We start from the raw sequence: 25839 nt of genomic DNA, 5'->3' as shown, positions 1-25839 counted from the left end.
GAGCGGGGCGCTGCCGTATCTGCCCCCTGGGCGTGCGAGGACTTCTCGACGCCTTTGCGCGCACCAGCGGCGTGCGCCCGGCCAGGCGGGCAGCGCCGTCAGCGGGACGGCGACCAGGTGCGCAGGAGGGCGGCGATCCTCCCGGCGGTGCAGGCGGGGTCGCGCAGGAGGTCGCGCAGAGCGATCGCGTCCTCGCGGGTGGGCTTGACCGGGATGCCGGAAGCCTCCAGATACATGACGCCCGTCGCCGCGGCCACGGCCATGTTGGAGCGCTCCAGCCAGCGGCAGCGGCCGAGGACGTGCACCAGGGCGGCCGCGCGGGCGTAGGGGCCGTCGTAGACGGGCTGGTCGAGGAGTTCGGCGCGGTGACAGGCGACGGCGGCCACCGGTACGCCGTAGTCGTCGGGGGCGGGGTCGTCCGCACCCGCGAGTTCGGCGACCTGAAGGATCCAGGGGACGTCGATGTGGAGATCCATCAGGCGGCGTGGGCTCCCGCGGGACGCTGTCCGGCGTCTTCCGCCTCATCGAACAGAGCTTGGTGCTCGTCGAGGAAGCGGCGCGCGGCGTCCAGTCCCCGCCGGCGCATGCCGTCGGCGTCGTCCCGGACGAGGGACGCGATGTAGTCCCCCAGGCTCACCCCCCGGTCCTTCGCGCGGGCCCTGGCCAGCTCCGCGATCTCGTCGTCGACTCGTGCGCCCAGCTGTGTCTTGGCCATACCCGAATGGTAACAGACGTTACCAAGACCGTCGGCCGACAGTCGGCACACGCCATCATCACCCCTCTGAACGGTGACGACGGCACACACCCGCCCCTCCTCGCCGGAACATCTCCCCGAGACAGGAAGAGACGAACTGCTAACCTCGGAGCGACCAAGACCGTGTATCGAGGAGTCGCAGACGTGGTGGGTGACGACGACATCTCCGGGTGAGATCCGGACCTGACGGCCACCGGCCGGTGCGCAGGAGCGCCGCCGACGTGGTCCGTTTCGTCGTTCCCCTTTCCTTTTCCACGTCTGCCCAGGGCAGGAAGTCCATGCTCGCCATGCTCTGCCCTCAGTTCCTCACGAGGTCGCTCCCATGTCCGACGCTGCCATCGTCTGCTCGACCCTCTCCTTCACGTGGCCGGACGACACCCCCGTCTTCCACGACCTGTCCTTCACCGTGCCCCCCGGCCGCACCGGCCTGGTCGCCCCCAACGGCTCCGGCAAGAGCACCCTGCTCAAGCTGATCGCCGGCGAACTCAAGCCCCTCACCGGCTCCTTGACGGTCAACGGCACCCTCGGCCACCTCCCGCAGACCCTCCCCCTGACCGGCGACCTCACCGTCGCCGAGGTACTCGGCGTGGCCGACGTGATCCGCGCACTGGACGCCGTGGAGTCGGGGGACGTGAGCGAGGAGCACTTCGCCACCATCGGCGACGACTGGGACATCGAGGAACGCACCCGCGCCCAGCTCGACCGCCTGGGCCTCGTCCACCTCACCCTGGACCGCAGCCTGAGCACGCTCAGCGGCGGCCAGGTCGTCTCCCTCGGCCTCGCCGCCCAACTGCTCAAGCGCCCCGACGTACTGCTGCTCGACGAGCCGACCAACAATCTCGACCTGGAGGCCCGGCACAAGCTCTACGACGTGCTCGAGGACTTCAACGGCTGTCTGCTGCTGGTCAGCCACGACCGGGCGCTGCTCGACCGCATGGAGCGCATCGCCGAACTCGGCAGCAGCGAACTGCGCCTGTACGGCGGCAACTTCACCGAGTACGAGGAGGCCGTGCGCGCCGAACAGGAGGTCGCCGAGAAGAACGTCCGCAACGCGGAACAGGAACTCAAGCGGGAGAAGCGGGAGATGCAGCAGGCCCGCGAACGCGCCGAGCGCCGCGCGAGCAACGCCGCCAAGAACCTCAAGAACGCCGGGCTCCCGCGCATCTTCGCCGGCACCATGAAGCGGGGTGCGCAGGAGGCCGCCGGCAGGTCCGGCACGATGCACGCCTCCCGGGTCGGCGAGGCCAAGGCCCGCCTCGACGAGGCCGGGCGTGCCCTGCGCGACGAGCAGCGCCTCAGCCTGGAACTGCCCGACACCCAGGTGCCCGCCGGACGCAACCTCTTCCTCGGCGAGGGACTGCAGGTCCAGCACGACGGCCGGGCCGTGTTCGCCGGCCAGGGCATCGACCTGAGTGTCCGCGGCCCCGAGCGCATCGCGCTCACCGGGCCGAACGGCGCGGGAAAGACCACCCTGCTGCGGCTGGTCACCGGCGACCTCACCCCGGACAGCGGGGAGATCAAGCGCAACGACGGCCGGATCGCCTATCTCTCGCAGCGCCTGGACCTGCTCGACGTGGACCGCACCGTCGCGGAGAACTTCGCCGCCTTCGCGCCCGAGCGGCCGGAGGCGGAGCGGATGAACCTGCTCGCCCGCTTCCTCTTCCGGGGCGCCCGGGCACACCTGCCGGTCGGCGTGCTCTCCGGCGGCGAACGGCTGCGCGCGACCCTGGCCTGTGTACTGTGCGCCGAACCGGCACCCCACCTGCTCCTGCTCGACGAGCCCACCAACAACCTCGACCTCGTCAGCGCGGGCCAGCTGGAGAGCGCACTCAACTCTTACCAGGGCGCCTTCATGGTGGTCAGCCACGACGAGCGGTTCCTCGCCGCGATCGGGGTCGACCGCTGGCTGCGGCTGGCCGACGGCACACTCAAGGAGACCGGGGTCCCGGCGGTGTGAGCCGCAGCGTCTGACGTGGCCCGCGCCCCAGGCCCCCGTGCCCGGCGCGGGCCCGACAGGACACTTCTTGCCTCCCGAGACAGTCACCTGTCAGGATGGTGACGTGAACCTCGACCATGTCTTCGTGTGCGGCCACCCGGCGCTCGACTTCGCAGCGACCCTGCGAGCCCGCCGCTCGACCCGGTTCGAGATGTTCGTGACGCCGGAACGGCTCAACGCCTGGTACCTCGAGTCCGGACTCGTGGACACGATCACGCCCGCCGACGACGAAGACGTGCGCGCGGCGATCACCGTCCGCGAGGCCGTCTACCGCCTCGTCACCAACCGCCGCCTCGGTGAGGGCTTCGACCCCGAGGCGCTCACCGTCCTCAACGGCGCCGCCCGCGAGACCCCGGTGACCCCGCAGCTCACCACGACCGGCCGGCACAACGAGGCGACGCCCGCGCAGACCCTCGCGACCGTCGCACACCAGGCCATCGAGCTTCTCAGTGGCCCGGACGTACCCCTGCTCAAGGAGTGCGGCAACCCCGAGTGCACCCGGATCTACATCGACCGCTCCCACGGCATGCGCCGCCAGTGGTGCGGCATGGAATCCTGCGGCAACAAGATCAAAGCCAAGGCCTACCGAGCCCGCAAGAAGACGACCCCCACCACTCCCCCACGCTGACATCCCTGGTTCGGGCCCGACGGGACCCGGAGTCGCCGAAGCTATTACGGCGTAATAGCTCCGCTCGCCTGGATGATGCCTCGGAGCGGCGACGGATCTGCCACGCCCCACCGATCCAAGCCCTGTCTCTCCAATGAGGCGGCTGATCGGCCGATGGGCGGCCGGCCCTGGGACACTCAGCCCGTGGATGATGCCAATGCTCTCGAACTGATTCGCCTGGCCGACGGATGCCAGGTCGTCAGCGTCAGGCTTGCCAGTCGTGTGCCGGCGTGGGACCCGGATTACTACGCTGCCGACATTGTCATCACCAGTGACTTCGTGAACGCTCAGCTTCGGATCCTTGTGACCCTTGAGGACCTGGATCACTGGGCCGGAGCTCTGGATTGCATCGAGGCGGACAACCTTCGGACTGCCGGAGGGGACGTGATCACCGTCGACTGGCCACCTGCAGGCAACGACGGTTACCTGCGCTTCATCGTGGACGACCCCTATGTGGTGGAAGTCCATGACCAGCCGCAGACACAGATCTCGGTGAGAGTCCCGCTCGATTTGGACGAGGGGTGGATCTCAGAGGCACGTCAACGGCTTCGGGACATGCAGAGGCTCATCAATCCGGATGACTGACCCCGCGGGAGCGTCCGAGTGCCTCATCGGCCGGCTCGGCCCGGCCGGGCGCCCTCGCAACTGACCGGCCCCATCAAAGAGACCCGCTCTAGACCCCACGATCTATTACGGCGTAATAGGTGAGGGGCGTCCGGCGTATCGCACAGGCGTCAAGCCGCCCGGCTCCTTCGGCGCTCTACGGCTTGGGCGCGCGCCGCCGGAGTCCGGGGAAGCGCCGACAGGTGCGGCACTCACCCTAGCCAACCACCGCGATGCCGAGCCTGAGGCATCGTCAGCCGCTGTCCCGCCGCCTGGCCACACAGACAGGATGGCGTGGCTGAGGCCGGTAGGGGCTGATGGAGGCATACGCGCGCCTGCCCGCGACCGTACCGGTACGTCGTGGCTGACTTTCTGTGGTGCGGGACCAGCGGGGGAGTAAGGGGTGTCCGATCGATGTGACCGCGCCCTTTCACGGGCCTGAGGCCCATACAGGAACCCCATCCCGGCGGTGAGTTGTAAGAAGAGAGAGCGACACCTCCGAAACGCCTCTGACCTGCGAAAACAGGGGTCCCAACCCAGTCCGTGCGAACTGCCGGGCAGTTCCTGTGACAGCAGAGGCGGATCTGCGGAACTGGGTGCCCGGTTCCACGGATCGTGGCGGTCGGTTCTGCCGGACTGCCACCGCTGTTCAAGGAACTGCCACACGGTTCGTAGCGACTGCCACCACGTCCACAGGAACTGAGTACCGCTGTTCTACAGCAGCGGTAGATTGACGTCACGTACATGTCTAGGGGGAGCTCACCCCCGGATACAAGAGCGAGCGGGACATGTCCCCGGAGCACGCGACACGGCCGACAGGCGGAGTTGATTGACTTCCTGCTCATGTACGTTAGGTTCATGAAGGCGGCTCAAGGTGCTGCCTTCAACGAACAGTGCGGCAATGACCCATGCACGGAGGGCCTGTTGGGAGCAGCACGCAGACTGGTCGACGCCGACACGGGCGAGCCGGTCCTCTATGCGCCATACGCCTTCTCCGGCAAGCACACGCAGGTCGACAAAGCCAGGGTCGAGGCCATCACCGAGTCGACGGCCTTCACGCCCAGTCAGAAGTTCCTGGTGCTCTGGTGGATCGGCGTCTCCCCGGAGGGGATGGAGCCGTTGAGGGCCACGGGGGCGGACATCGCCAAACGGGTGGGCATGTCTACCGACGCCGTGGGGAAAATCAACAGGAAGCTGACCAAACACCGCATCCTGGTGGTCCGTGGTCGTATCGGCAATTACAACCTCTACCGCATCAGTCCTTACATCGCGTTCCACGGCACAGGCGTGGAACAGCGTGAAGCGGTGAAATCATGTAATCCACCAGACATCCCGGGCTTCGACGAGAACACGCCAGCACGGTGGGAGGCAAAGTGACCAGCGACGACAGGCAGCAGAACCTCAAGCTGCTGGAGGCCACGGCCGGCATGACCGCCAACCAGCGCCTCGTCGTCATGCTCTACGCTCTGCATCCGACCGACCGCTCCGGTGCCGTCCTGGAAACGGCCGCTCAGCTGGCCAAGCTGGTCGGCATGGCGCCGCCCGTCTTCTCGCGCACGCGTAAGCAGGTCATCGAGCTGGGCTGGCTCGAGCAGACGGAGAAGATCGGTCACATCAAGTACTACCGTCTGACCCCGGGGCAGCTGGGCGAGCGCGTCGTGGTTCCTTTCCGTCGAGCCACCTGAGACGCTCCGCGGATCGCACCACATGTACGTCACGTCAATGAGGGGCGATCCGTGGGACGCCTTCGGCTGACGTCCGGATAACCGTGCCGGGGGCCGTGGCAAGTCGTGGCGAGACTCTGCCCCCCTCGTGCCCCCCTCGTGCCTCGCCACGACCGAGGCACTCCAGGAGTGACCGGCCGTGACGGCCCCGGCCCACAGGGGACGACACCTCCCCCGGTACCCCCTCTCGAACAGTTCGATTCTTCGCTCAGAACGATTCTCCGGCGCAGCCGCCTCGCGTCGGCACCGGGCTCAGCGCACCCAACGCGGCTCCAGCACCCCGCGGCGGCAGACGTCTCGAGCTATTACGCCGTAATAGCTCGAGACACCGAGCCGACCTCATCCGAATCCGGTCCGGAAGCACCGGGGGAGTACCTGCCCGGCTATTACGGCGTAATAGCCCAGTGGCTCGGCGCCCACGCTGGGCCCCGCCACGCCACGCCACCACAAGCAAGCCACCGTGGCTCACACGTTCTGACAAGCCCTCGCCCTGAACTCCGCCATGGGGACAGTGACTGTCGATTCATCGCCATTGCCCGAGATCTTGTCGTAGAGGACTCTCCCTGGGGCGAGCCGGTCCCGGACGCTTGGGGTGAAGGAGACACTCCTCGATGACCAGGAGTGGTCCTTGGTCCAGCCGTAAAGGGCATACGTGGTCTTGGTGGTGAGCGGAGTGAGGGGTCTGGTCGCGGTCCAGCCGGCGGCAGGGGCTTCGAGGGGCCAGGTGGTGAGACCAGTCCTGAGAGGGCGGGCGGCGGTCCACGAACCGACCGTGGCCGTCTTGTTGGGGTCGTCGCTCTCCAGGTAGAGGGTCGCGCCGTCAATCTGATGTCCGCAGACCATCATGACCCCGAGCAGATCGCCGTCGGCAGTCACGGAGACGCCAGCGACGGCATCAACGGGAACCCCGCATCCGGCGGTCGTCGCCACAGCCCCGCCGACCGCGAGCATGGCGGCGAATCGCCCGAACACCCATCGTGAAGAGATCGACCACATGCTTAGCCCCCCCGGGCCCTGAGGATCACTTGAGTCCCTGCCCCCGCATGGTAGGAGACGCCGGCCCAGTCCCTGAACGCCAAAAAGGTTCAGTCCCTGTGGCCTGACCAGGGGGACATGCAGGGCGCACCCCCAGTACGCCCCCAGCGAGCAGGGACTCAACGCCTGACAGGGCCTGACCGCAGGGGCCGAGGGACTGCCGCCCTTTCAGTCCCTGGCCCTCAGTCCCTGCCATTTGCGCAGGTCAGAGGCTTGCGACCAGAGCTGGTAGGGACTGTAGGGACTCAACTCCGCAATTATGACGTAGAGAAGACATGTATTCGTACACGCGCGCGCATACAACACAACTCTCTACTACAGCTCATAATTGCGAAGTTAAGTCCCTCCAGTCCCTGGCTGAAGCAGAGAAAACCCTCTGACCTGCGGCGATGCCGCCCAGCCCCTCAGGGACTGCCCGATTTTCCAGCCCCTGCGCTTTGGTCCCTGGACCCTTGGGTCCCTCGACTCCCCGCCCCGCGCCGGTCGCTCCCCCTGCCGCCCTCCCCAGGGACCCAAGGGACCAACGAAACTGATAGAACGGCACGCGGGTCGGACAGACACTCCTTGCAGGGCGCGGGCCTTAGACTCCTTTCGCATCAGAGTCCCTTCGGTCCCTGGCCGGCCAGCCTCCGCGCCAGGTGTGTGAAGTGATCGGGCAGACGAGAAGTGACGAGGACGATCCCTGTGCCGCGCCAAGACGACAGCAGGCCCAGCGCCGCCGGACCGGCGCCCGGGTCGCCGCGAGCCGTCGCGCGCTGGTGTGCTGCCCAGGGCTGGCCGGTCCACCCTCTGACGCCGGGGCGCAAGACTCCGGTCGCGAACTGCCCCGCCTGCTCGGGGCACAGGCACGAACCGGCATCCTGCCCCTGCCTGCCCGCAGGACGCCCCTGCCACGGCTTCCATGCCGCCACGACGGACCCTGACCGCATCGAGCACTGGTGGGCCGCGCCCCCGGGCGCGGGCGTCGGAGTCGCCTGCGGCCCCGCCGATCTGGTCGTCATCGACATCGACGCCCACCCGGCCCCTGTGCCCGACAGGGGCCGTCTCCTGCCCGGCGTGGTCATCCCCGCCCAGGTGCAGCTGGCCGGCCTGGCCTCGGGCTTCGACACCCTTGCGCTGCTGGCCGCCTACCGAGGCGAAACCACGCCCGCGGAGGACGAGAACACCTTGCGCGTACGCACGCCTTCGGGCGGTCTGCATGTCTGGTACCGCAATCCCACCCCCACGACGCGGTACAGGTGCTCGACGGGCTCGGCCCGGCACACAGCCCTGGCCTGGCAGGTCGACGTACGCGCCGACGGCGGCTACATCGTGGCCCCGGGCACCCGCACCCCGAAGGGCGTCTACCGGGCGGAGGGAACGGCCCGCCGCCCGGCCCCCCTGCCGGAATGGCTCCAGCGCGAACTGCGGCGTACCGGCCACGTACTCGAGGCCCGCCCCTCCATCACCCCACGCGTGCCCGCCTCCACCGGCCCTGTCTCCACCGCCACCGTCCCCGGCCCCGCGACTCCAGACCCCGCCGCCCCTGACCCCACGCCTGCTACCACTACGCCCCCTGCCACTACGCCCCCTGCCACCACGGCCCCCGCCCCCGCACCCCGCCGACAGCGTCGTACCGCCTCCGCCGAGCTGCTCATCCAGCCCCTCATCGCAGTGGTCGCCGAATGCGCGGCCGCCCCGGAAGGGACCGGTTTCACCGAGAAGTTGAACCGAGCCGCCTACACCGCCGGCGGACTGGTCGGCGCGGGGCATCTCGACCACGCCGCCATTCGTGACCGGCTTGTCCGTGTCGCTGCCTACGCCCGGCCGTGGCAGCAGACCAGGAATGAAAAGATCGTCGACGACGCCCTTGCCGTAGGGTCCGTTCGCCCTCTCCACCTCAAAGGACGTCCATGAGCAGCAGTGCCGAAGGCTCCCCGCGTTTTGATCCGCAGGCCGCCGCTCAGCAGATGCTCGATCTGGAGTCGGCGGGTGTGGTCGCCGGGCCCGCGCGCCTGCCTGCCCAGGGCTCTGTGCACGAGCCTGGGCCGTCGTACGGGCACGCCCCCTCACCCTCGGCCCTGTTGCTGCCTCCGTCCCTCTCGGACCGGGGAAACGCCCGTCTCTTCGTGCAGATGCACCGTGACCAGTTCCGGCACGTGGAGGGGCTGGGCTGGTTCGCCTGGGACGGCTACCGGTGGAAGCGCGGGGGAGGGGAGAAGGCCGCGCTGTGGGCGGCGGGGGAGATGGCGGAGGACATGGCCGCCAGCGACCCGCGGGGAGTCTTCAGCGACCGCGAACTCGCGCACCACAAGCGGCGAACCCTGTCCACGACCGGCCTGAAGGCCCTGCTCACCCAGGCGAAGGCGTCACCGGACATCTCGGTGGACCCCGACCGGCTGGACGGCGACCCCTATGCGCTGTGCACGCCCGTCGGCGTGGTCGACCTGCACAGCGGACATCTGCGCAAGCCGGACCCCACGCGGGACTTCCACTCCCGTGCCACCAGCGTCGCCCCGCAGACCATGGAGACCCCCCGCTGGCACCGGTTCCTCGCCGACACCTTCGGTGACGACGACGAGGGCAGGGAGATGATCGACTTCCTGCACCTGCTGCTGGGTTACTCGATCACCGGCGACGTGGGCGCGCAGGTGCTGCCCTTCCTGCACGGTGAGGGCAAGAACGGCAAGTCCGTCTTGCTCGACATCATGATCCAGATCCTCGGGGACTACGCGGACGCTGCCCCGCCGGGCTTCCTCATGGACCGTGGCGCCTTCTCGGAGCACTCCACCGAGCTGACCGAACTGCACGGGCGCCGCCTGGTCGTGTGCAGCGAGCTGAAGCCCAACGACAAGTTCGACGAGGCCCGCGTCCGGCTCCTGACGGGCGGCGACAAGATCAAGGCCCGTCGTATGCGGCAGGACTACTTCTCCTTCACGCCCACGCACCATCTGTGGCTGCTGGGCAACCACCGTCCGGAGGTCTCGACGGGCGGCTTCGCGTTCTGGCGGCGCATCCGCCTGCTGCCCTTCACCCGCACGGTCCCGGCCCACCGCAGGATCGACAACCTCGCCTTCGAGCTGGTGCGCGACGAAGGGCCGGGCATCCTCCAGTGGCTCATCGAGGGGGCGCAGCGCTACCTGCGCACCAGGGACCCGCTGGAGGGCCCTGACCGGGTGCGTATCGCCACGACGGCGTACGCCACCACCGAGGACCACATCGGCCGTTTCCTCGCCGAATGCTGCACGCGGGACGGGGACGCGGGCAAGGACCTGCGGGTGGAGCAGGGTTTGCTCTACGCGGAGTACAGCTCGTGGTGCAACGCCGGGGAAGGGATCCGGCCGGCGTCGCCCCGGGCTTTCGCCAACCGTGTCCGCCAAGAGGTGGGTGTGGCCTCGCCGAACGACATGATCAAGTCGAATGGCAGGAAGTATTACCCCGGCATCGCCCTCCTGGAGCACCCGTGACCGCCTCCACGGGCCTGCGCACTCCATCACGTGGCCTACACCGTCGTCGCCGTGCGCTCTACGATGGTGGGCGGGCCCCGGATGCGGTGGCCCTCGCGAAGTGGACCGTTCCCTGGCGACGAGCGGGCCGGAGCGACATGGACAGACCCCTGGCGATGGGCCCTGGCCGGGGAGTACGCCGATGAAGGAGAGGCTGCAGCCATGAGTTCGCTGTTGACCGAGAGCGACCTCATCCACGAGGCCGAGGTGGTGTGGCTGGAGAACCTCGAACGGCTCGACTACGTCCGTCAGGCACTGGACAAGACCAGGCGGCGCAACACCAAGCCGCCGTACGCGCGCGATGGGCGCATGGTCGGGTACGCGCTGCTGGACGAGGACGCCTCTCCGGATCCGGACAGCGGCCTGTACAAGCGCAGGGTGTTCTTCCTGCTGCCCCACGACCGGGACAGCCTGCCCGACGGTCTTTACCGCGAGGGGGCGCCGGGCGAAGCGGTCGACCCCCGCACGATCGCCCCGAAGAAGCCGGGAGCGAAGACTCCCCGGTCCCAGAGCGGCCACGTGGCCATAGCGACCTCGACGCCCTGACGCCCGCCGCCCCGCCCCGGAGGCGGGACGCCTCCCTGATCGGCTTCCCGTGTTCCGTGAGGCTGTCGCCGGGTCAGGGCGCTCCGAGGCCGTGCAGCAGGGTGTCGACGACGACGTCCGCCGCCTGTCCCGGGCTCAGTTCGGGCAGCTGCCGGGTCGCCAGGTGCATCAGCTGGGGGAGTAGCGCGCCCGCCCACCCGGGCGGAAGGCCGGGGCGAAGGAGACCTTCCTCGGTGGCACGCTCCAGGAACGCGTCGACCTCGCGGATGGCTGCGTCGCGGCGGGCGTGGACGGTGTCGTCGGCGAGCATGCGGGCGAGGTCGACGGGCCAGGTGCGGTTGACGTCGATGATGTTCTCGACGTAGCGGTGCAGGGCGACGGCGACGGGCGCTTCGCGCAACCGTGCGTCTTCGATGGCGCGCTCGATGGCCGTGAGGCGGGAGGCGTAGATGGCGGCGAGGAGTTCCTCGCGGGAGGCGAAGCGCCGGTAGACGGTACGGCGGTCCACGCCGGCCTCGGCGGCGATGCTCGCGATGCTGACGCCGGGGTCGGCGGCGAGCATGCGTGCTCCGGTGGTCAGAACGGCTTCGAGGTTGCGTGCTGCGTCGGCTCTCACCGCACGGAGTCTAGCCGTGGGATGGGGAAGATCCGACGGCTAGAGCCTCTCTCACGCGCAGCTTTACCGTGCTACGTGCTACGCGGAAGTGACTCTTCGTTCCCGGGTCCGGCTCAGAGGTGGTCGGCGTCCACGACTGCCTGGGCGAAGACGGTGGGCGCCTCCTGCGGCAGGTTGTGACCGATGTCCGCGATGGTGCGGTGCTCGTACGGCCCGGTGAAGTGGGTGCGGTAGCCGGAGCCGTCGCCGGGGGCGGTGAAGGGGTCGAGGGCCGCGTCGAGGGTGACGGTCGGGACGTGGATGGGCGGCTGGGCGGCGAGCAGTGCCTCGTAGCGGTCGTAGCGTCGTTGCCCGTCGACGAGACCGATGCGCCAGCGGTAGTTGAACAGGACGATGGCGGCGTAGTCGGGGTTCTTGAAGGCCTCGGCGGTGCGCTGGAACGTGGCGTCGTCGAAGTCCCAGTTGGGGGAGACGAGGGTCCACACATAGCGGCACAGGGCGATGCGGTCCTCGACGTCCTCCATGGCCTGCTTGCCGCGGTCGGTGGCGAAGTACCACTGGTACCACCAGTTGTGCTCGACGGCAGGTGTCGCGGGTGTCAGCTGCATCTTGCGGTCGGTGATGAGGTAACCGCTGGTCGAGACAAGGGACTTTACGCGCTCGGGCCACAGGGCCGCGATGATGTCGGCGGTGCGCGAGCCCCAGTCGAAGCCGGCCAGGACCGCCTTGTGGATCTTCAGCGCGTCCATCAGGGCGATGATGTCGAGCGCGATGGCGGACTGTTCCGCGGTGCGGGGCGTGCTCTGCGACAGGAAGCGGGTGGAGCCGTGTCCGCGCAGGTAGGGAACGATGACGCGGTAGCCCAGGTCGGCCAGCAGCGGGGCGACGTCGATGAAGCTGTGGATGTCGTACGGCCAGCCGTGCAGGCAGATGACGACCGGACCGTGGGCCGGCCCTGCCTCGGCGTAACCGACGTCCAGGACACCCGCCTTGACGTGCTTGAGCGTGGGGAAGCTCGTGTGGGCGCCGGGGGAGACGTCGGGCACGGTGGCAGCGGACGTGCCGCCCGCCCGGTGAGCGGCGCTCGCGGCGGACGCCTGGGACTGCAGCCCGGCCAGTGAGATCGCGGCCGCGCCGGTGCCCAGCCCGACGGCCTTGCTGAAGGTACGCCTGTTGATCATCTCGAACCCCTCCGTCGTACGTCTCCACCGCGACTGTGTGGCCTGCTGACCCTCGCACACCCAATCGTCACCAGTCAAGCAGGTGACGCAAGGGGCGTCGGCCCTATCCATGTGGCTCTATTAAGAGTAAGTGCTACATTGAAGTGACAGTTAAGTCCTGGAGAGGGAGTACAGCGCGTGATCACCTACGACAAGCTCTTCATCGGGGGCTCTTGGGCGGAGCCGAGCACCCCGGATCTGCTGGACATCGCCTCGCCGCACGACCAGGCGCCGATCGGCCGTGCGGCGCAGGCCCACCCGGCGGACATCGACCGCGCCGTGGCCGCGGCGCGCGCGTCCTACGAGGCGGGGCGGTGGCGGCTGACCCCGCCGGCGGAGCGGATCGCGCTCCTGCGGCGGTTCAACGCCCTGCGCGAGGAGAACGCCGAGAGGATCGCCGAGCTGATCTCCATGGAGAACGGCTCGGCGAGATGGTTCACCCGCGCCGGGCAGCCCGGCCTGACGCGGCAGGCGAACGCCTACCTGAAGGCGGCGGAGGAGTTCGCCTGGGAGGAGACCCTGACGCCCTCCGACCCGTCCTCGCCGGTGCGCAGTGTGGTGCGCCGTGAGGCGGTGGGCGTCGTGGCCGCCGTCATCCCGTGGAACTCGCCCTTCTCCTCGGCCACTTCGAAAATCATCCCTGCCCTGCTCGCCGGCAATTCCGTGGTCCTCAAGGTGTCCCCGGAGAACTCGCTGAGCATGGGTTTCCTGGCCGAGCTGCTGGAGCGGTCGGGGCTGCCCGAGGGCGTGATCAGCGTGCTGCCCGCGGACCGGGAGACCAGTGAGCACCTGGTCTCGCACCCGGACGTCGACAAGATCGCGTTCACCGGTTCCACCCGCGCAGGCCGCCGTATCGCCTCGATCGCGGGGGAGCAGCTCAAGCGGGTCAGTCTGGAGCTGGGCGGCAAGTCCGCCGCCGTCATCCTGCCGGACGCCGACATCGCGAAGGCGGTCGCGGGCCTGAAGTTCGGCTCGCTGCTCAACAACGGCGAGTCGTGCATCGCCCAGACCCGCATCCTGGCCCCGCGCAGCCGGTACGAGGAGGTCGTGGTCGCGCTGAAGGGGCTGGTGGAGTCGTTGAAGGTCGGCGACCCGAACGACCCGGAGACCTTCATCGGCCCGATGATCCGCCCCGACCAGCAGGAACGGGTGCGCACCTACATCCAGCTCGGCATCGAGGAGGGCGCCCGGCTGGTCACGGGCGGCCCGCAGATCCCCGAGGGCCTGGAGAAGGGCAACTACGTCACGCCGACCGTCTTCGCCGACGTCGAGAACTCCATGCGCATCGCCCAGGAGGAGATCTTCGGCCCGGTCCTGGTCGTCATCGCCTACGACGACGAGGACGACGCCGTCCGCATCGCCAACGACTCCGAGTACGGCCTGTCCGGCGGTGTCTGGTCCGTCGACGAGGAGCACGCCCTGGCGTTCGCCCGCCGCATCCGCACCGGCACCGTCACGGTCAACGGCGCCCCGGTCGCCTTCGACGGCCCGTTCGGCGGCTTCAAGGCCAGCGGCATCGGACGGGAGTACGGCGCGGTCGGGCTCGGCACCTACACCGAGTACAAGACCATCACCGTCTGACCCGGCGCGTACGACAGGCCCCGCCCGCTCCCGGTGACCGCCACCCTTGCGTCACCACCTTGACAGGTGACGCAAGCGAGGAGATGCTGACACCGGCCCCGGAAACACATGCGGACGCCATTCCCGGACGAACCGGACGAGGAAGTGGAGTACGGCCATGATCAAGGAACTCCCCGGTGACGCCGCTGCGGCAGCCCGGCACGCGCGCTACGGCAGCCTCCCCGAGCGCATCCGCTTCGAGGACATGACCGAAGAGGTGAAGGCCGACCAGGGCGGCGGCGTGAACGCCTCGTACAACCCCGAGAGTTCATGGCAGTACTACTCCTGCCTGGCCCTCGACCTGGGTCTGTAGCCCGAGACCCGGAGCAACTCCTCCACCGTGTGACGGCAACCAACCTCCCCTATTGATCCTCTTTACATACAGTCGGGCTGATCTTCCCGACGGGATCACGTGCGGCACGGCCGCACGGCAGTGGTGGGGAGACCGGCACGGTGACGCGGTACAACAAGCGGGGCAGGCTCTGCGGAGCGCTGGCGGGTGTGGTCGTGGCGGCCCTGGCCGCCGCCGGGTGCGACGCGGGTGGTGGCAGCGGAGCCCACTCGTCCCCCGCGCCGGCACGGCCCACCGCCACCGGCGGTACGACCGCCGCCGCGCGCGCCGCCGAGGCCACGCTCTGGCGCAAGTGGGGCCTGACGCCGTTGCCCTCGGCCCCGCAAGCGCCTGCCGACAAACCCGTGAAGCTCTCCGCCTCCGGTCCGGTCCCGGTCCTCACGCACATACCGACGTCGCAGAAGGTCGTCTTCATCACCATCGACGACGGGCAGGAGAAGGACCCCAAGTTCGTCGAGATGATGCGGGACTTGAAGGTCCCGTTCACGATGTTCCTGATGAACGACGTCATCAAGTCCGACTACGGGTACTTCAAGCAGCTGCAGGAGCTGGGCAACCACGTCCAGAACCACACCCTGCACCACCCTCAGATGAACGCGGTCCCGCTGGCGCGCCAGAAGGAGGAGGTGTGCGGCGACCAGAAGATCCTCACCCGGGAGTACGGCACCGCACCGCTGTTGTTCCGGCCCCCTTACGGCGAGTACAACGCCAACACCAAGGCGGCGGTGGCGGAGTGCGGGCCCAGGGCGATCGTCTGGTGGCGGGAGTCCATGCAGATCCACAACATGACGTACCAGGACCCGGGCAAGAAACTGCATCCCGGTGACATCATCCTGGCCCACTTCCGCGGTCCCTCGGAGCTCAAGGGCACCACGATGACGCGGATGTTCGCGGACCTGCTCAAGCACATCCAGGAGCAGGGCTTCGCCGTGGCCCGCCTGGAGAACTACATCGAGCCCCCGACGGGCCACTGACCGACCACCCCCGAGGGGCCACTGACCGGCCAAGCCCCGACGGGCCACTGACCGGCCGACGGGGCGTGACGGCCCGCCGCCGGCCGGCACCCGCTCCGCCTCCCGCGTCAGTTCGTCGCCGGAACCAGCGTTCCGAACGACGCCGCCGCGATGCGCTGGATCAGCGCCATCTCCGTACCGTTGAGGTTCGTCGGGTCGACCGAGTAGACGATCTTGCGGGAGAGGTCCTTGGTGGCGAACACGCCGCTGGTCCAGCCCGGGCGGGAGCCGGTCTTGCCCCAGACCACGACGCCGTTGGACGCCGTGACCCGCATCAGGCCCATGGTCATGCAGGCCCGGCCGGCATCCGCCGCCGTGCGGCACTGGCTGCTGTGACTGCTCGGGACGTCGGGCACCTCGAAGAGCTTGGCCTGCTGCGCCTTCGGAAGCAGACGGCCGCGGAAGAGCGCGGTGACGAAGCGGTCGAGGTCGGCGGGCGTGGAGATCATGCCGCCCTCGGCCCACGGCCAGGGGCTCTGCTCGGTGACGTCCACGCGATGCGTGGTGCCGTCGGGGGAGTGGACCGTCAGATAGCCGTGGGAGTGCGGGCCGGGCAGGCGCGGGTCGTCGGCGTCGGGAACGTAGGTGTCGCGCAGGCCGAGCGGGCGCGTGATCCGGGTCCGCAGCTCGTGGGCGAAGGTGTGGCCGGTGACCTTCTCGATCAGCACACCGGCGACGAAGTAGTTCATGCCGTTGTACTGCTGGGCCGTGCCCGGCGCGAACTGCATCGGCTGACCGGCCAGCGTGTCGATCACCTGCTGCGGCGTGAAACTCTTCAGGCGGTTGGCGGCGAACCACTCGGGACTGCCGTCGCCGAACTCCGGGCTCGATCCGCCGCGCGGCAGGCCGCTGGTGTGGTTCAGCAGCTGGCCCACGGTGACGGGCGGCAGGCCGGCGGGCAGGACGCCCGGCAGGTACTGCTGCACGGGCCGGTCCAGGTCGATTCGGTGCTCGGCGGCGAGCTGGAGGACGATCGCGGCGGTGAACACCTTGGAGATGCTGCCGATCCGGATGAACGCGTTCGGCGGCACGCCCTGCCCGGTCTTCAGGTCGCCGACGCCTGAAGTGCCCGACCAGTGGCCCGCACTGCCGGTGATCCGCACCAGCGCGCCGGTGACGTCCTCGTCGGGCAGCCCGGCGATGGCCGCCCGCAGCGCGGCCGGGTCCAGAGGCGGCAACGGCGCGCCGGCGGCCGCCGGCGCCGACGTCACCGCCGGCCGTGTCACGGCGAGCGCGGGCGCGGCCACCGCAGCGGCCAGTGTCATGGTCAGCGTGCCGCAGGCGGCCAGGGTGATCCAACGGGTGCGACGGGCGGAGCTGTTCACGTCAGTGCCCTCCGGGTGCGTGATGGCCGGGCGGATGATCACCGCCCGGCCATGAGTCTCCGCCGCACAGGCACTCCGGCTCATCGGGGAACGGCCCTGATCAAACCCCCGGTTCCGACCCCGAGACCCGGCGTCGAAACATCAGGGGCCGGGCACCGGCCGACTCGGGGTCCGGCCGTCCTCGGCTCCGCGGCGGACAGCGCGGCCGTATCCGGGCCTGTCGGAATGGTCGATGCCGTGCGCGGCCCAGCTGTACAGGTGGAGTTGGAGCCCGTCGGGGTCGGAGAAGACCAGCAGCCAGCCGATCGATGCCTCGATGACCGGCGAGTGCGCGATGTCCAGCGCGTCGAGCCGGGCCGCCCACGCCTCCACGTCGGCCCGGCCCTTGACGGCGAAGCTGACCGGGTCGAAGCCGGCACAGCCCTCGGCGGCCGCCGGGTTGATCCGAAGGGCCAACAGGGTCTCGCCCAGCCCGGGGACGCGTCCCGCCACCCCGCGCACGACACCGTCGGACTCGGGGAACTCGATCTCCACGGTGAAGCCGAAGACCCGGGAGTAGAAGGCGATGGAGCGGTCGAGGTCGGTGACGGGGATCTTGACATGGTGAATTCCGGCCAGCAGCGGTTCGGTCATGGCTGCCTCCCACATTGACCGCAGTGTTACTGCGGCGAATATGGCTAGAATGCTCCCCATGGCAGACAGCGTCAAGCGGGCCTACCGATCGACGAACCGTGCGGCGGCGGCCGCCGCACGACGGGCGCGCATCAGGCAGGCGGCCGCCCGGCTGTTCGTGGAACACGGGTACGCGGCCACCACGATGCGGCAGGTCGCCGCCGCCGCCGAGGTCGGCGAGCGCACCCTCTACGACGCCTTCCCGTCCAAGACGGCGCTGTTCTCCCACACCCTGGACGTGAGCATCGCCGGCGACGAGCAACCGGTCGCGGTCGCCGCCCGGCCCGAGGTCACCGCCGCCCTCGCCGAGGACGACCCACGGGCCGCGATCACCCGCCACGTCGCCTACTGCGCCGCCCTCCTGGACCGCGCCGGAGACCTGATCATGGTCAGTGTCGAGGCCGCGGGCACCGATGCCGACATGCGCGCCGCAGCCGAAGCCGGCGCCGCCGCCACCCACCGAGTCCACCTCGCCCTGGCCGAAAGCCTGCAAGCCCGCGGCGCCCTGCGCCCCGGTCTCACCGCCACCGCCGCAGCCGACCTCCTGTACGCACTGCTCTCCCCGCACCTGCACCAGCTCCTGCGCCGCCACCGCACGTGGAGCAGCGAGCAGTACTGCACCTGGCTCGAGCAGTCCCTCACCCGGGACCTCCTCGAACCCCGGCCCGACAGCCGGTGACCCCCGCCCGGCCGGCCACTCCGGCCGTGCGGGGGACAGATGCGGCCGGGCGTCGGACGGGTGCGCCCGGCCCGCGCACTGCGCACGTGGACCTGACGGCGTTCCGGCGCCGGCCGCCCGTCAGCCGGTCGCGAAGGAGCCCAGCTGGGTCTGGGTGCCGTTGAAGCGGTCGTGGTCGCCGACCGTCTTGCCGGTGGCGGTGTACTGCCACATCGTGTACGACGTCCAGCCCGCCGGGAGCGGCCCGGGCGTCGTGTCGTAGCGGGCGATCCAGAGCGGGTTGCTCGCGCCGAAGCCCGAGTAGTTCCCGGTGCACTGGCTCCACCAGCTGGTGGCCGTGTAGATGACCGCGTCCCGGCCGGTGCGTGCCCGGTAGCGGGTCAGGAAGTCGCGGATCCAGCCGACCATCGCGCTCGGGGACTTGTCGAAGCAGGCGTCGCCGTACGGGTTCCACTCGATGTCGAGGGCACCGGGCAGCGTCCTGCCGTCCTTGGACCAGCCGCCGCCGTGCTCGACGAAGTAGTCGGCCTGGGTGGCGCCGCCGGTGGTGTCCGGGGTCGCGAAGTGGTAGGCGCCGCGCACCATGCCGGTGTCGTAGGAGCCGCCGTACTGCTGGGTGAAGTAGGGATTGGTGTAGTAGGTGCCCTCCGTGGCTTTGGCGTACGCCCATCTGGCGCCGCCGTCCCGCAGGGCCTGCCAGTCGACGTCGCGCTGGTGGCTGGAGACGTCGACGCCCTCCGTCTGGGCGGCGCGGACGGTGAGGGCGTCATCGGAGACGGCTTCGCCGCCGTCGTGCGCGAGGACGCCCATGCCCATGAAGGCGCTGCCCCGTTCGGGTGTCACGGGGTCGGGCAGGGGGAGGGCCTCTGGGGTGGACAGGGCCAGCAGCAGGCCGGTCAGCACAGCGGTGACGGCCAGGCGCGGGCCACGGGGGCCGGGGGATATGGAAGGTCGCACGGAACCCATCTGACCCGCAGTCGGGCGGTACCGCATTCCGGATACCGCCCAACGGTGGGGCTCGAGGCCCGGGTTGGTCCATGTGGGTGGTGGCCCGGTCACGGCCTTATGGCGGCCGTGACCGGGCCGGGCGGGGGCCAGCCCCGGATGGTGCGGGCGGTCCTAGGCAGGGCGGGGCCACCCTTGACGATGCGGGTCAGCCCTGCCGATGCGCGTCACCCCTGCCGATGCGGGTCAGCCTTCGATGCGGTGCTGGGACCAGAAGGAGGTCAGGTCCGTGCTCGTGGCGGCCTGGGCGGCGGCCTTGAACTCGGCCGTGGTGGACACGCCGTACCAGTGCGCCGCCGCGTAGTCCTTCAGCAGCTTCGCCATGACGCTGTCACCGAGGACGCGGCGCAGGTCGTGCAGGGCGCACTTGCCGTAGCCGTAGACCACGGTGGAGTAGCGGGAGGAGTGCGCGTCCCAGTAGGCCATGGAGTTCGTGATCTTCTCCGTGCTGGAGGCCCAGGAGACGCTGCTCCAGCAGCCGCTGCCCGTCTTGCCGAGGGCGAGGTCGGTGGCGTAGTCGGTGAACGCCTCGTCCAGCCAAGGGCTGTTGTACTCGTCGTCGCCGACGATGCCGTACCACCACTGGTGGCCGATCTCGTGGGTGAGGGCGGTGGTGCTGACCAGGTCGAGGACGAAGCCCGGGTACTCCATTCCGCCGAACCAGTAGTTGTTGTCGATCACCGCGTCCAGCTCGCCGTACGGGTAGGCGCCGAACCGGGCGGCGTGGGCGTCCACGGCCGACTTGGCGGTGCTGAGCATCGACTGGGCACTGGAGGAGCTGATGCCGGAGACGGAGTAGACGTTGATGGGAACGCCCGCCGTGGAGGTGCCGGAGATCTTCGTGAAGGGCCCGGCGCCCCAGGCGAAGTCACGGACCTTGGCCGCGGTCGCCGTGGTGACGGTACGGCCGCTGGAGCCTGGGGTGTCGGTGGAGGTGCCGGTGGCCGGGACCAGCAGGCTGCTCGGGTGGTCCAGGGTCACCTTGAAGTCGGCGGCCAGGGAGTAGAAGGACTCGCCGTTGTTCGTGTACGGGTCCAGGTGCCAGCCGGCGCTGTCACGGACCGCGAGGACGGGCAGGGCGTTGCCGATGAAGCTGTAGGCGCCGTCGTGGCCGAAGCGGTCGGCGCCGCTGGGCACGGTGATGCCGAGGTCGAAGCCGATGGTGGCGCTCTGGCCCTGGTTCAGCGGACTCGGCAGGTCGATCTTCAGGGCGGTGCAGCCCACCGAGAGGGCGCCCGCGGTGCCGCCGGTGACGTTGCTGACCCGGATGGGCATCGCGTCACAGGTGCCGTGGTAGTTGTCCCACAGCCGCAGATACACCTCGCCGAGCGCGGTGGCGGAGGCGTTGGTGAAGCTGACGCTCTCGTGCCCGGTCCAGACGGTGCCGCTCGTGTCGCTGCTGAGGTTCGCCGTGTAGGCGGGGGCCGCCGGGGTGCGGGTGGCGTCGGTCGGGGGCGGGGTGGTGCCGCCGGACGTGGCGAGGGCGATGTCGTCCAGGACGAAGCTGGTCTGGAGGCTGGAGTCCTCGGTGCCGGTGAAGGACAGGCTCACGGTCTGCCCGGCGTACGCGGAGACGTCGAGCGACTTCTGCACATAGCCGGCTGTGTCGTCGAGGTTCGAGTACGTGGCCAGCGTCGTGGCGCCGATCTTGGCGCTGAGCTTGTCGTAGGCGACGGACGAGGTCGTCTCGTCCGTGTCGATGTGCAGCCAGAAGGTGAGGGTGGCGGTGGAACAGCCGGCGGGGATGGTGACGCTCTGGCTGAGGGTGTCGGTGTGGGTGCTGCCGACTCCGTCCAGCCAGGCATAACTGCTGCCACCGTGGGCGCTCTCGCCCGACCGGCTGGTGATCACCGTGGACGAGGACTGGCTCCACGGCGAAGTCCCGCTCTCGAACCCGCCGTTGGCGACCACCTGAGCCGGAGTACAAACGGCGGCCGCTGCCGCACGTGATTGCGCGGCCGGCTGGGCGGAGGCGGGGGTGCTGGGAAGGGAGAGGGCGGCCAGCGCGGCGACGATGAGCGCGCCGGCGCCGAGGGCCCTGTGGGGGGTCGATCTCACACGCTACTCCTTTGCGGAGGCCGGGATCCCGGCCTGCTCGAAGACCACCGGCCGGCTGGGGTGCGCCGGGGCGGCCGTGGACGGTGCTTGCGTGATCGGTACGGGTCAGCCGGAGTCACCCATGTGGGGACAGGGCACGCCGACTGCCGAAAGCCTGACAGATTTGACCGGTCCATGCCATAACCGCGCCGCGCCAGAATGAGGGGGCCCATGCCGGTGCACGAGGAAAACGTCACCCGTCCCGCATCCTGGGCCAAACCCATGCAGTCCGTGCCGGCGCTGCTGATCACCGCTGTCCGAGGGACCGCGGCGGAATCGGCGGGGCCATGCAGGTACGCGGTGCCCTGCGGCCCGGACCGGGACAGCATGGCGCAAGTAGGCATGGCGGTAGGCCTGTTGTCTTGGCTCGCATGCTTCCGGTGCTCACACTGGTTCGCGGCGACCGCGCTGGTACCGGCGCCGAGAACGGGGGAGAGACCGCGATCGCGGCGCAAGCCCCGCCCGGGACATACGAGGACCCCGCCCACCCGTCTTCGGAAGGAGTGCTCGATCCTGGGAGGATTTCCGGCGAGCATCTCCGTGGGGCAGGACAGCCATGACCGACTACCTACAGGCCGTCTTGGCCATGCTCGGCCGCGGAGAGGAGCGCTATGCCGACCCAGGGGCCTGGCTAGGCCTGGAGCGGGAACTCGGTCGGACATTTCCGGCAGACTTCAAACGGATCGTCGACGCCCATGCCCCCGTGCAGATCAACGGACACCTCATGCTGTCCCATCCCGCGTCAAGCTGGTGGAACCTGGGCGAGAAGATCCGCTCGGACGCGCGGGTCTGGGCCGAGAGCAAGTGGGAGTCCCACGTCGCCGGGCCGGACGACGACCCTCGCATCTTCTGCCGACTGCCCCAGCTCAGCTTCGGAACACCCGAAGGCTTGATCCCCATAGCCGAAACCGATCAAGGAGCCGCGGTCTTCATGGCCTCGTCGGTCTACGGGTTCTCCGACGGCGTCGTGGTACAAGGGTCAGAGGGTGACTGGATCGGACACCCCATGACATTCGCCGAGTGGCTGTACCGCTACCTCATCGGCGAGGAGATGGCCGGCTGGGACAGCGCGGCCTTCTACCCCGGCCCCGTGCAGCTGGAATACCCGCCGACAAGGCCCGGCCAACCCACACGGAAGACCTACGGCCCAGACCGCGGAATGTGACTCAGGCACTCGTAGGCCTTTGGCGACGACTTCAGGCACCACGGGTCCCTGCCAAGGGTTCAGCAGGGGCCCGTGGTGTGGACGGCTGCGGTGGGCCGGGACCTGCCCTCGATGAGCGGCAGGCCGGCCGACACCAGTTACCGTCCGTTGCCGGCCCGTCGGCGCGGCCTCACTTCAGGTGTCGGGTGAAGAACTGGGCCGCGGCGTCCCCCGCGAACTGCGGGACGCCGGTGTGCCCGCCCATGTTGGCGTGCAGGGACTTCTCCTTGGAACCGAAGGCGTCGAACAGATCCAGCGCCGCCTGCCGGTCGTTCCCTTCGTCGTCCCACTGCAGCAGCACATGCAGCGGAATGGTGACCTGCCTTGCCTCCTCGAACATGGCGCGAGGCACGAGACTCCCGGCGAACAGACCGGCGGCCACGATGCGCGGCTCGACCACTGCAAGCCGGATGCCGATGGAGATCAGTCCTCCCGAGTACCCGACCGGGCCGCCGATCTCGGGCAGCGACAGGAGGGCGTCCAGGGCGGACTGCCATTCCGGGACCGCCTTGTCGACCAGCGGGAGGATGAGCGCGTCGACGATCTCGTCGCTGACCGGCTCGCCGGCCGCCATGGCCTGGCGCAGATCGGCGCGGGCCTGGTCGACGGCGGGCCAGCGGGGCCGGTCGCCGCTGCCGGGGAGCTCGATGGTGGCCGTGGCGAAGCCTTCCGCCGCGGAGCGTCGGGCCCGGGCCACCAGCCGGGGGTACATCCTGCGCAGGCCGAGGGGAGGGTGGCCGAGAAGGATCAGCGGCACCGGCGCGGATGCCGAGACGGGTGTCCACAGGATGCCGGGGATCTCACCGAGGGTGAATTCGCGTTCGAGGGCGCCGTCGTCGAGGCGCTGCTCAGAAGTGAACTGCATGGTCGTGCCTTTCGGGAGTGCACTGCAACGGCGCTCCCGGACGACCTGCCTAGCGTCCGACCGTGACCCCGGAGGGGAGCACCCATGTCGATACTGCGTTCACGGGTACCACCTCCTCGGTCTCTGGCACGGCCACCGGAAATGTAGCAGCGGTCGCTTCCCGTCTGCCAAACGGTTTTTTTGCGGACCCTCCGTGTAGCGCGGCTCCAAGGTCTGCCTGTTCGTGTCGTTCACCGTCCTGAAGTGTCCCTGGTTGACCCTGGCCGGGCACGCGAGGGCCCCCGAAATCCTGACCCTTGGTGAGCCGGAACCCACACATCCCACCTGAGACCTCGACGATGGAGACGAGCTCACCCGGAGACGGCCCAGACAGGCTGCTCTGTACGATCAACGATTACTGGGCGCTGATCCGCCTGCCCTGTGCGGAGATCAGCAAGAGGTGCCCTGTCCGGACGGTTGAGGGAGTTGGCGGGTGTCCGCTTTGGACTTCTACGCTCGCGTCGCCGTTTGCGGTGAGGTCCTGGGAGTTGGCCTCGGTGCCGCCCCGGATGCCTGGGAAGCCGCCCTGGGTGCGACATTCCTCGATGTTCCCGGTGGTGGCCTGCTGCGGCGCGACTACGGGCTCGTGGAAATCAACTTCTCTCTGGACCAGCCAGGGCGGCAGGGGCAGATGTCGTGCTTCGGCTTCGGTGTGAAGATCCAACGACTGTTGTACGACCAGTCCCCGAGCACCGTGCCGTCCACGCTCTCGCGCGAATACGGGGAATTCGCGCCCAGCGTCTCCTTCAAGGAACTGCAGACCGCCATCCTGGCCCTGGGACACACCATCGAACTCGACAAGCACAACACGTCGAGCGACATGGACTGCCACCGCGTATCCGGATCCGCCGCCCGCATCCACGTCGTCACTGACCCTGACCCATACGGGTCAGGTGACCCGGATCCAGACGGACATCAGAAGGGCGACGTCTGGTCCGTCGACGTGTGGTGACCAGTTGGCGACCTCCAAGCAGCGTCCTCGGTATCGCTTCGCGACGGGGAGCGCCGGGGCGCATGGTGCGATGGTCCCCTTGGTTGGTGATGGGCGCTTGATCATGCGGTGCGCTCCACCCTCACCGATGTGAGCTACTTGTCGGGGCAGGCGCACCAGCTGCGCACCGGCCGGCGCAACGTGGGCAACGATGGTCCCGACGGCCTTCGACCGTTGCGGGACGTGGGCGACATCCATGACCTCGCGGACGATGCCCTCGGCTGTCTCCGGGTCGGTCTGCGTCTATATCCGCAGGGAGGTCACGCAGTCGCGCCCGAGAGGCTCCAGGGGAAAGATGTCCGCGCACGGCTGGCCGGCGACCACGCTGGGCAGCGGGCTGGCCGGCGACCACGCTGGGCAGCGCCCACCGTGGCGGTGACGTGCGGGGCGAGCTTGCGCACAGCTAGGACGCAGGCCAGGACAGCGAGGGCGGTGAGCGTGACCTGGATCTGCATCATGGTGCGGGGGAAGAGCTGGACCTGCTGATCGGCCTCCATGTGCCCGGCGAGCCAGATGCGGATCAGCCAGGCGCTGCCGAAGCAGGCGAGGGGCGCGATCACCACGACCTGCCGCAGCCCGATGGCGACGGCGACCCCGAGACCGACGAGAGCCAGCACGGCGTACATGTGCAGCCCGGCGGACTCGCCGAAGCCCGGGTACTCCCCGGGCTCGTCCCAGACGCGGCTGGTCAGCGGCGTGGTGCCGATTTAGGCGGGCTCGGTCAGCGTGTATCCGGAACACCACTGGTCCCGGGTGCAGGTGGCGTCGAGCAGCACCCGCAGATAGACACGGGCCACCAGCACGACGCCGGTGAGCGTGCTGCCGAGGAGGGGCAGGGCGCGTGGTTTTGTCAGGGAAGCGCAAGACCAACGTGTTTTGCACCCTATCCACCCGTCTGCGCTGCAGCAAGCGTGAAGGTGGGGTGAACCAAGCGATCCACCCCACCCTGCACACGTCTACAAGGCTCTATTCGAAGTAGAGCCGACCCTGAGTATCAGCTTCGCCGCCAAGGAAGTTGGACCAGTAGGAACTGGCCGCATAACCGCCGTCGAAGTAGGTGCCCATGTTCTTACGGACGCTGATGTCGCCGTATGTGTCATGGACCACCAGGTCTGCCTTGCCGTCGCCGGTGATGTCGGTGAAGTACAGGCGTCCTTGCCCGGGTTGCCCGAGGAAGTTCGACCAGTGCGAACTCATCAGCGTGCCGCCGTCGAAGTAGGTGCCCATGTTCTTGCGGACGCTGATGTCGCCGTATGTGTCATGGACCACCAGGTCTGCCTTGCCGTCGCCGGTGATGTCGGTGAAGTACAGGCGTCCTTGCCCGGGTTGCC

26 protein-coding genes are annotated in these 25839 nt (G+C 69.1%); 14 read left to right on the top strand and 12 right to left on the bottom strand.

Annotation, left to right across the window (positions count from 1 at the left end; genetic code table 11):
• Positions 1 to 98: 98 nt before the first annotated feature.
• Both AB0E88_RS00200 and AB0E88_RS00195 read right to left on the bottom strand, forming a co-directional pair.
• Positions 99 to 476, bottom strand: coding sequence for a fic family toxin-antitoxin system, toxin component (locus AB0E88_RS00200; protein ID WP_361621160.1), 378 nt, complete (start codon positions 474 to 476; stop codon positions 99 to 101).
• The gene (locus AB0E88_RS00195) at positions 476 to 715 is read right to left on the bottom strand and encodes a hypothetical protein (protein WP_361621157.1); all 240 of its coding nucleotides are present in this window, start codon (positions 713 to 715) and stop codon (positions 476 to 478) included. The genes AB0E88_RS00200 and AB0E88_RS00195 overlap by 1 nt, the downstream gene beginning before the upstream one ends.
• A 361-nt stretch (positions 716 to 1076) precedes the next feature.
• Between AB0E88_RS00195 and abc-f the strand changes: the two genes are divergently transcribed.
• The 5 genes from abc-f to AB0E88_RS00170 all read left to right on the top strand — a co-directional run bounded on the left by abc-f (position 1077) and on the right by AB0E88_RS00170 (position 5705).
• Positions 1077 to 2711, top strand: coding sequence for a ribosomal protection-like ABC-F family protein (gene abc-f, locus AB0E88_RS00190; protein ID WP_361621154.1), 1635 nt, complete (start codon positions 1077 to 1079; stop codon positions 2709 to 2711).
• A gap of 103 nt (positions 2712 to 2814) precedes the next feature.
• A complete protein-coding gene (locus AB0E88_RS00185; RefSeq protein ID WP_361621151.1) occupies positions 2815 to 3378 on the top strand; it encodes a CGNR zinc finger domain-containing protein in 564 nt (187 codons plus the stop codon).
• Positions 3379 to 3561: 183 nt separating this feature from the next.
• A complete protein-coding gene (locus AB0E88_RS00180; RefSeq protein ID WP_361621148.1) occupies positions 3562 to 4002 on the top strand; it encodes a DUF5959 family protein in 441 nt (146 codons plus the stop codon).
• 942 nt (positions 4003 to 4944) lie between these two features.
• On the top strand, positions 4945 to 5397 hold the full coding sequence (locus tag AB0E88_RS00175) for a MarR family transcriptional regulator (RefSeq protein WP_361622284.1): 453 nt from the start codon (positions 4945 to 4947) through the stop codon (positions 5395 to 5397).
• Entirely contained in the window at positions 5394 to 5705 is a 312-nt protein-coding gene (locus tag AB0E88_RS00170; protein ID WP_361621145.1) for a replication initiation protein, RepL2, read from the top strand. The genes AB0E88_RS00175 and AB0E88_RS00170 overlap by 4 nt, the downstream gene beginning before the upstream one ends.
• Before the next feature lie 504 nt (positions 5706 to 6209).
• Here the strand turns inward: AB0E88_RS00170 and AB0E88_RS00165 are convergent.
• Positions 6210 to 6716: a hypothetical protein gene (locus AB0E88_RS00165; protein WP_361621142.1), complete on the bottom strand. Its 507-nt coding sequence runs from the start codon at positions 6714 to 6716 to the stop codon at positions 6210 to 6212.
• Between the two features lie 852 nt (positions 6717 to 7568).
• Between AB0E88_RS00165 and AB0E88_RS00160 the strand changes: the two genes are divergently transcribed.
• The 3 genes from AB0E88_RS00160 to AB0E88_RS00150 all read left to right on the top strand — a co-directional run bounded on the left by AB0E88_RS00160 (position 7569) and on the right by AB0E88_RS00150 (position 10810).
• Positions 7569 to 8675, top strand: a complete 1107-nt coding sequence (locus AB0E88_RS00160) for a bifunctional DNA primase/polymerase (RefSeq protein WP_361622281.1) — start codon at positions 7569 to 7571, stop codon at positions 8673 to 8675.
• Positions 8672 to 10225 carry a phage/plasmid primase, P4 family gene (locus tag AB0E88_RS00155; RefSeq protein WP_361621139.1) on the top strand — a complete coding sequence of 518 codons (1554 nt, stop codon included), beginning with the start codon at positions 8672 to 8674 and terminating at the stop codon, positions 10223 to 10225. Before AB0E88_RS00160 ends, AB0E88_RS00155 begins: the two co-directional genes overlap by 4 nt.
• A gap of 201 nt (positions 10226 to 10426) precedes the next feature.
• On the top strand, positions 10427 to 10810 hold the full coding sequence (locus tag AB0E88_RS00150; protein WP_361621136.1) for a DUF6009 family protein: 384 nt from the start codon (positions 10427 to 10429) through the stop codon (positions 10808 to 10810).
• Positions 10811 to 10883: 73 nt separating this feature from the next.
• On the opposite strand, the gene AB0E88_RS00145 is transcribed toward AB0E88_RS00150, so the two are convergent.
• Complete coding sequence (locus AB0E88_RS00145) at positions 10884 to 11372, bottom strand: TetR/AcrR family transcriptional regulator (protein WP_361622278.1); 489 nt, start codon at positions 11370 to 11372, stop codon at positions 10884 to 10886.
• Positions 11373 to 11539: 167 nt separating this feature from the next.
• Positions 11540 to 12607: an alpha/beta hydrolase gene (locus AB0E88_RS00140; protein ID WP_361621133.1), complete on the bottom strand. Its 1068-nt coding sequence runs from the start codon at positions 12605 to 12607 to the stop codon at positions 11540 to 11542.
• 177 nt (positions 12608 to 12784) lie between these two features.
• On the opposite strand from AB0E88_RS00140, the gene AB0E88_RS00135 reads away from it, so the two are divergent.
• From AB0E88_RS00135 to AB0E88_RS00125, 3 genes are all read left to right on the top strand, one after another.
• A complete protein-coding gene (locus AB0E88_RS00135) occupies positions 12785 to 14227 on the top strand; it encodes an aldehyde dehydrogenase (RefSeq protein ID WP_361621130.1) in 1443 nt (480 codons plus the stop codon).
• A 157-nt stretch (positions 14228 to 14384) separates the two neighbouring features.
• The gene (locus AB0E88_RS00130) at positions 14385 to 14579 is read left to right on the top strand and encodes a hypothetical protein (RefSeq protein WP_361621127.1); all 195 of its coding nucleotides are present in this window, start codon (positions 14385 to 14387) and stop codon (positions 14577 to 14579) included.
• Positions 14580 to 14719: 140 nt separating this feature from the next.
• Positions 14720 to 15592: a polysaccharide deacetylase family protein gene (locus tag AB0E88_RS00125; protein WP_361621124.1), complete on the top strand. Its 873-nt coding sequence runs from the start codon at positions 14720 to 14722 to the stop codon at positions 15590 to 15592.
• A 107-nt stretch (positions 15593 to 15699) separates the two neighbouring features.
• Here the strand turns inward: AB0E88_RS00125 and AB0E88_RS00120 are convergent, their stop codons facing one another.
• Together AB0E88_RS00120 and AB0E88_RS00115 are read right to left on the bottom strand one after the other, a co-directional pair.
• On the bottom strand, positions 15700 to 16956 hold the full coding sequence (locus AB0E88_RS00120) for a serine hydrolase domain-containing protein (protein WP_361621121.1): 1257 nt from the start codon (positions 16954 to 16956) through the stop codon (positions 15700 to 15702).
• Positions 16957 to 17097: 141 nt separating this feature from the next.
• A complete protein-coding gene (locus AB0E88_RS00115) occupies positions 17098 to 17589 on the bottom strand; it encodes a VOC family protein (protein ID WP_361621118.1) in 492 nt (163 codons plus the stop codon).
• 58 nt (positions 17590 to 17647) lie between these two features.
• On the opposite strand from AB0E88_RS00115, the gene AB0E88_RS00110 reads away from it, so the two are divergent.
• Positions 17648 to 18307: a helix-turn-helix domain-containing protein gene (locus AB0E88_RS00110; protein ID WP_361621115.1), complete on the top strand. Its 660-nt coding sequence runs from the start codon at positions 17648 to 17650 to the stop codon at positions 18305 to 18307.
• Between the two features lie 120 nt (positions 18308 to 18427).
• On the opposite strand, the gene AB0E88_RS00105 is transcribed toward AB0E88_RS00110, so the two are convergent.
• Together AB0E88_RS00105 and AB0E88_RS00100 are read right to left on the bottom strand one after the other, a co-directional pair.
• The gene (locus tag AB0E88_RS00105; RefSeq protein ID WP_361621112.1) at positions 18428 to 19273 is read right to left on the bottom strand and encodes a lysozyme; all 846 of its coding nucleotides are present in this window, start codon (positions 19271 to 19273) and stop codon (positions 18428 to 18430) included.
• A gap of 225 nt (positions 19274 to 19498) precedes the next feature.
• Positions 19499 to 21370, bottom strand: a complete 1872-nt coding sequence (locus tag AB0E88_RS00100) for a M1 family aminopeptidase (protein WP_361621109.1) — start codon at positions 21368 to 21370, stop codon at positions 19499 to 19501.
• 595 nt (positions 21371 to 21965) lie between these two features.
• On the opposite strand from AB0E88_RS00100, the gene AB0E88_RS00095 reads away from it, so the two are divergent.
• Positions 21966 to 22574, top strand: a complete 609-nt coding sequence (locus AB0E88_RS00095) for a hypothetical protein (protein ID WP_361621106.1) — start codon at positions 21966 to 21968, stop codon at positions 22572 to 22574.
• Between the two features lie 169 nt (positions 22575 to 22743).
• Here the strand turns inward: AB0E88_RS00095 and AB0E88_RS00090 are convergent, their stop codons facing one another.
• The gene (locus AB0E88_RS00090) at positions 22744 to 23478 is read right to left on the bottom strand and encodes an alpha/beta hydrolase (protein ID WP_361621103.1); all 735 of its coding nucleotides are present in this window, start codon (positions 23476 to 23478) and stop codon (positions 22744 to 22746) included.
• 472 nt (positions 23479 to 23950) lie between these two features.
• Here AB0E88_RS00090 and AB0E88_RS00085 point away from each other — a divergent pair, with 472 nt between their 5' ends.
• Positions 23951 to 24469: a hypothetical protein gene (locus AB0E88_RS00085; protein WP_361621100.1), complete on the top strand. Its 519-nt coding sequence runs from the start codon at positions 23951 to 23953 to the stop codon at positions 24467 to 24469.
• Positions 24470 to 24768: 299 nt separating this feature from the next.
• On the opposite strand, the gene AB0E88_RS00080 is transcribed toward AB0E88_RS00085, so the two are convergent.
• Positions 24769 to 25125, bottom strand: a complete 357-nt coding sequence (locus tag AB0E88_RS00080) for a hypothetical protein (protein WP_361621097.1) — start codon at positions 25123 to 25125, stop codon at positions 24769 to 24771.
• 349 nt (positions 25126 to 25474) lie between these two features.
• A partial coding sequence (locus AB0E88_RS00075) for a VCBS repeat-containing protein (protein ID WP_361621094.1) occupies positions 25475 to 25839 on the bottom strand: 365 nt, incomplete at its 5' end.

The sequence above is a fragment of the Streptomyces sp. NPDC028635 genome (assembly GCF_040637635.1).
GTDB lineage: Bacteria > Actinomycetota > Actinomycetes > Streptomycetales > Streptomycetaceae > Streptomyces.
The sequence above is the reverse complement of the archived record's forward strand: the minus strand, read 5'-3'. Positions and strand labels throughout refer to the sequence as shown.

Bases quoted from the DNA above. Each gene is read 5' to 3' on its own strand.
- AB0E88_RS00145 (WP_361622278.1), bottom strand. From the start codon at position 11,372: ATGCTCGCCGCCGACCCCGGCGTCAGCATCGCGAGCATCGCCGCCGAG.
- AB0E88_RS00130 (WP_361621127.1), top strand. From the start codon at position 14,385: ATGATCAAGGAACTCCCCGGTGACGCCGCTGCGGCAGCCCGGCACGCG.
- AB0E88_RS00150 (WP_361621136.1), top strand. From the start codon at position 10,427: ATGAGTTCGCTGTTGACCGAGAGCGACCTCATCCACGAGGCCGAGGTG.
- AB0E88_RS00110 (WP_361621115.1), top strand. From the start codon at position 17,648: ATGGCAGACAGCGTCAAGCGGGCCTACCGATCGACGAACCGTGCGGCG.
- AB0E88_RS00140 (WP_361621133.1), bottom strand. From the start codon at position 12,607: ATGATCAACAGGCGTACCTTCAGCAAGGCCGTCGGGCTGGGCACCGGC.
- AB0E88_RS00200 (WP_361621160.1), bottom strand. From the start codon at position 476: ATGGATCTCCACATCGACGTCCCCTGGATCCTTCAGGTCGCCGAACTC.
- AB0E88_RS00090 (WP_361621103.1), bottom strand. From the start codon at position 23,478: ATGCAGTTCACTTCTGAGCAGCGCCTCGACGACGGCGCCCTCGAACGC.
- AB0E88_RS00195 (WP_361621157.1), bottom strand. From the start codon at position 715: ATGGCCAAGACACAGCTGGGCGCACGAGTCGACGACGAGATCGCGGAG.
- AB0E88_RS00095 (WP_361621106.1), top strand. From the start codon at position 21,966: ATGACCGACTACCTACAGGCCGTCTTGGCCATGCTCGGCCGCGGAGAG.
- AB0E88_RS00155 (WP_361621139.1), top strand. From the start codon at position 8,672: ATGAGCAGCAGTGCCGAAGGCTCCCCGCGTTTTGATCCGCAGGCCGCC.
- abc-f (WP_361621154.1), top strand. From the start codon at position 1,077: ATGTCCGACGCTGCCATCGTCTGCTCGACCCTCTCCTTCACGTGGCCG.
- AB0E88_RS00105 (WP_361621112.1), bottom strand. From the start codon at position 19,273: ATGGGTTCCGTGCGACCTTCCATATCCCCCGGCCCCCGTGGCCCGCGC.
- AB0E88_RS00115 (WP_361621118.1), bottom strand. From the start codon at position 17,589: ATGACCGAACCGCTGCTGGCCGGAATTCACCATGTCAAGATCCCCGTC.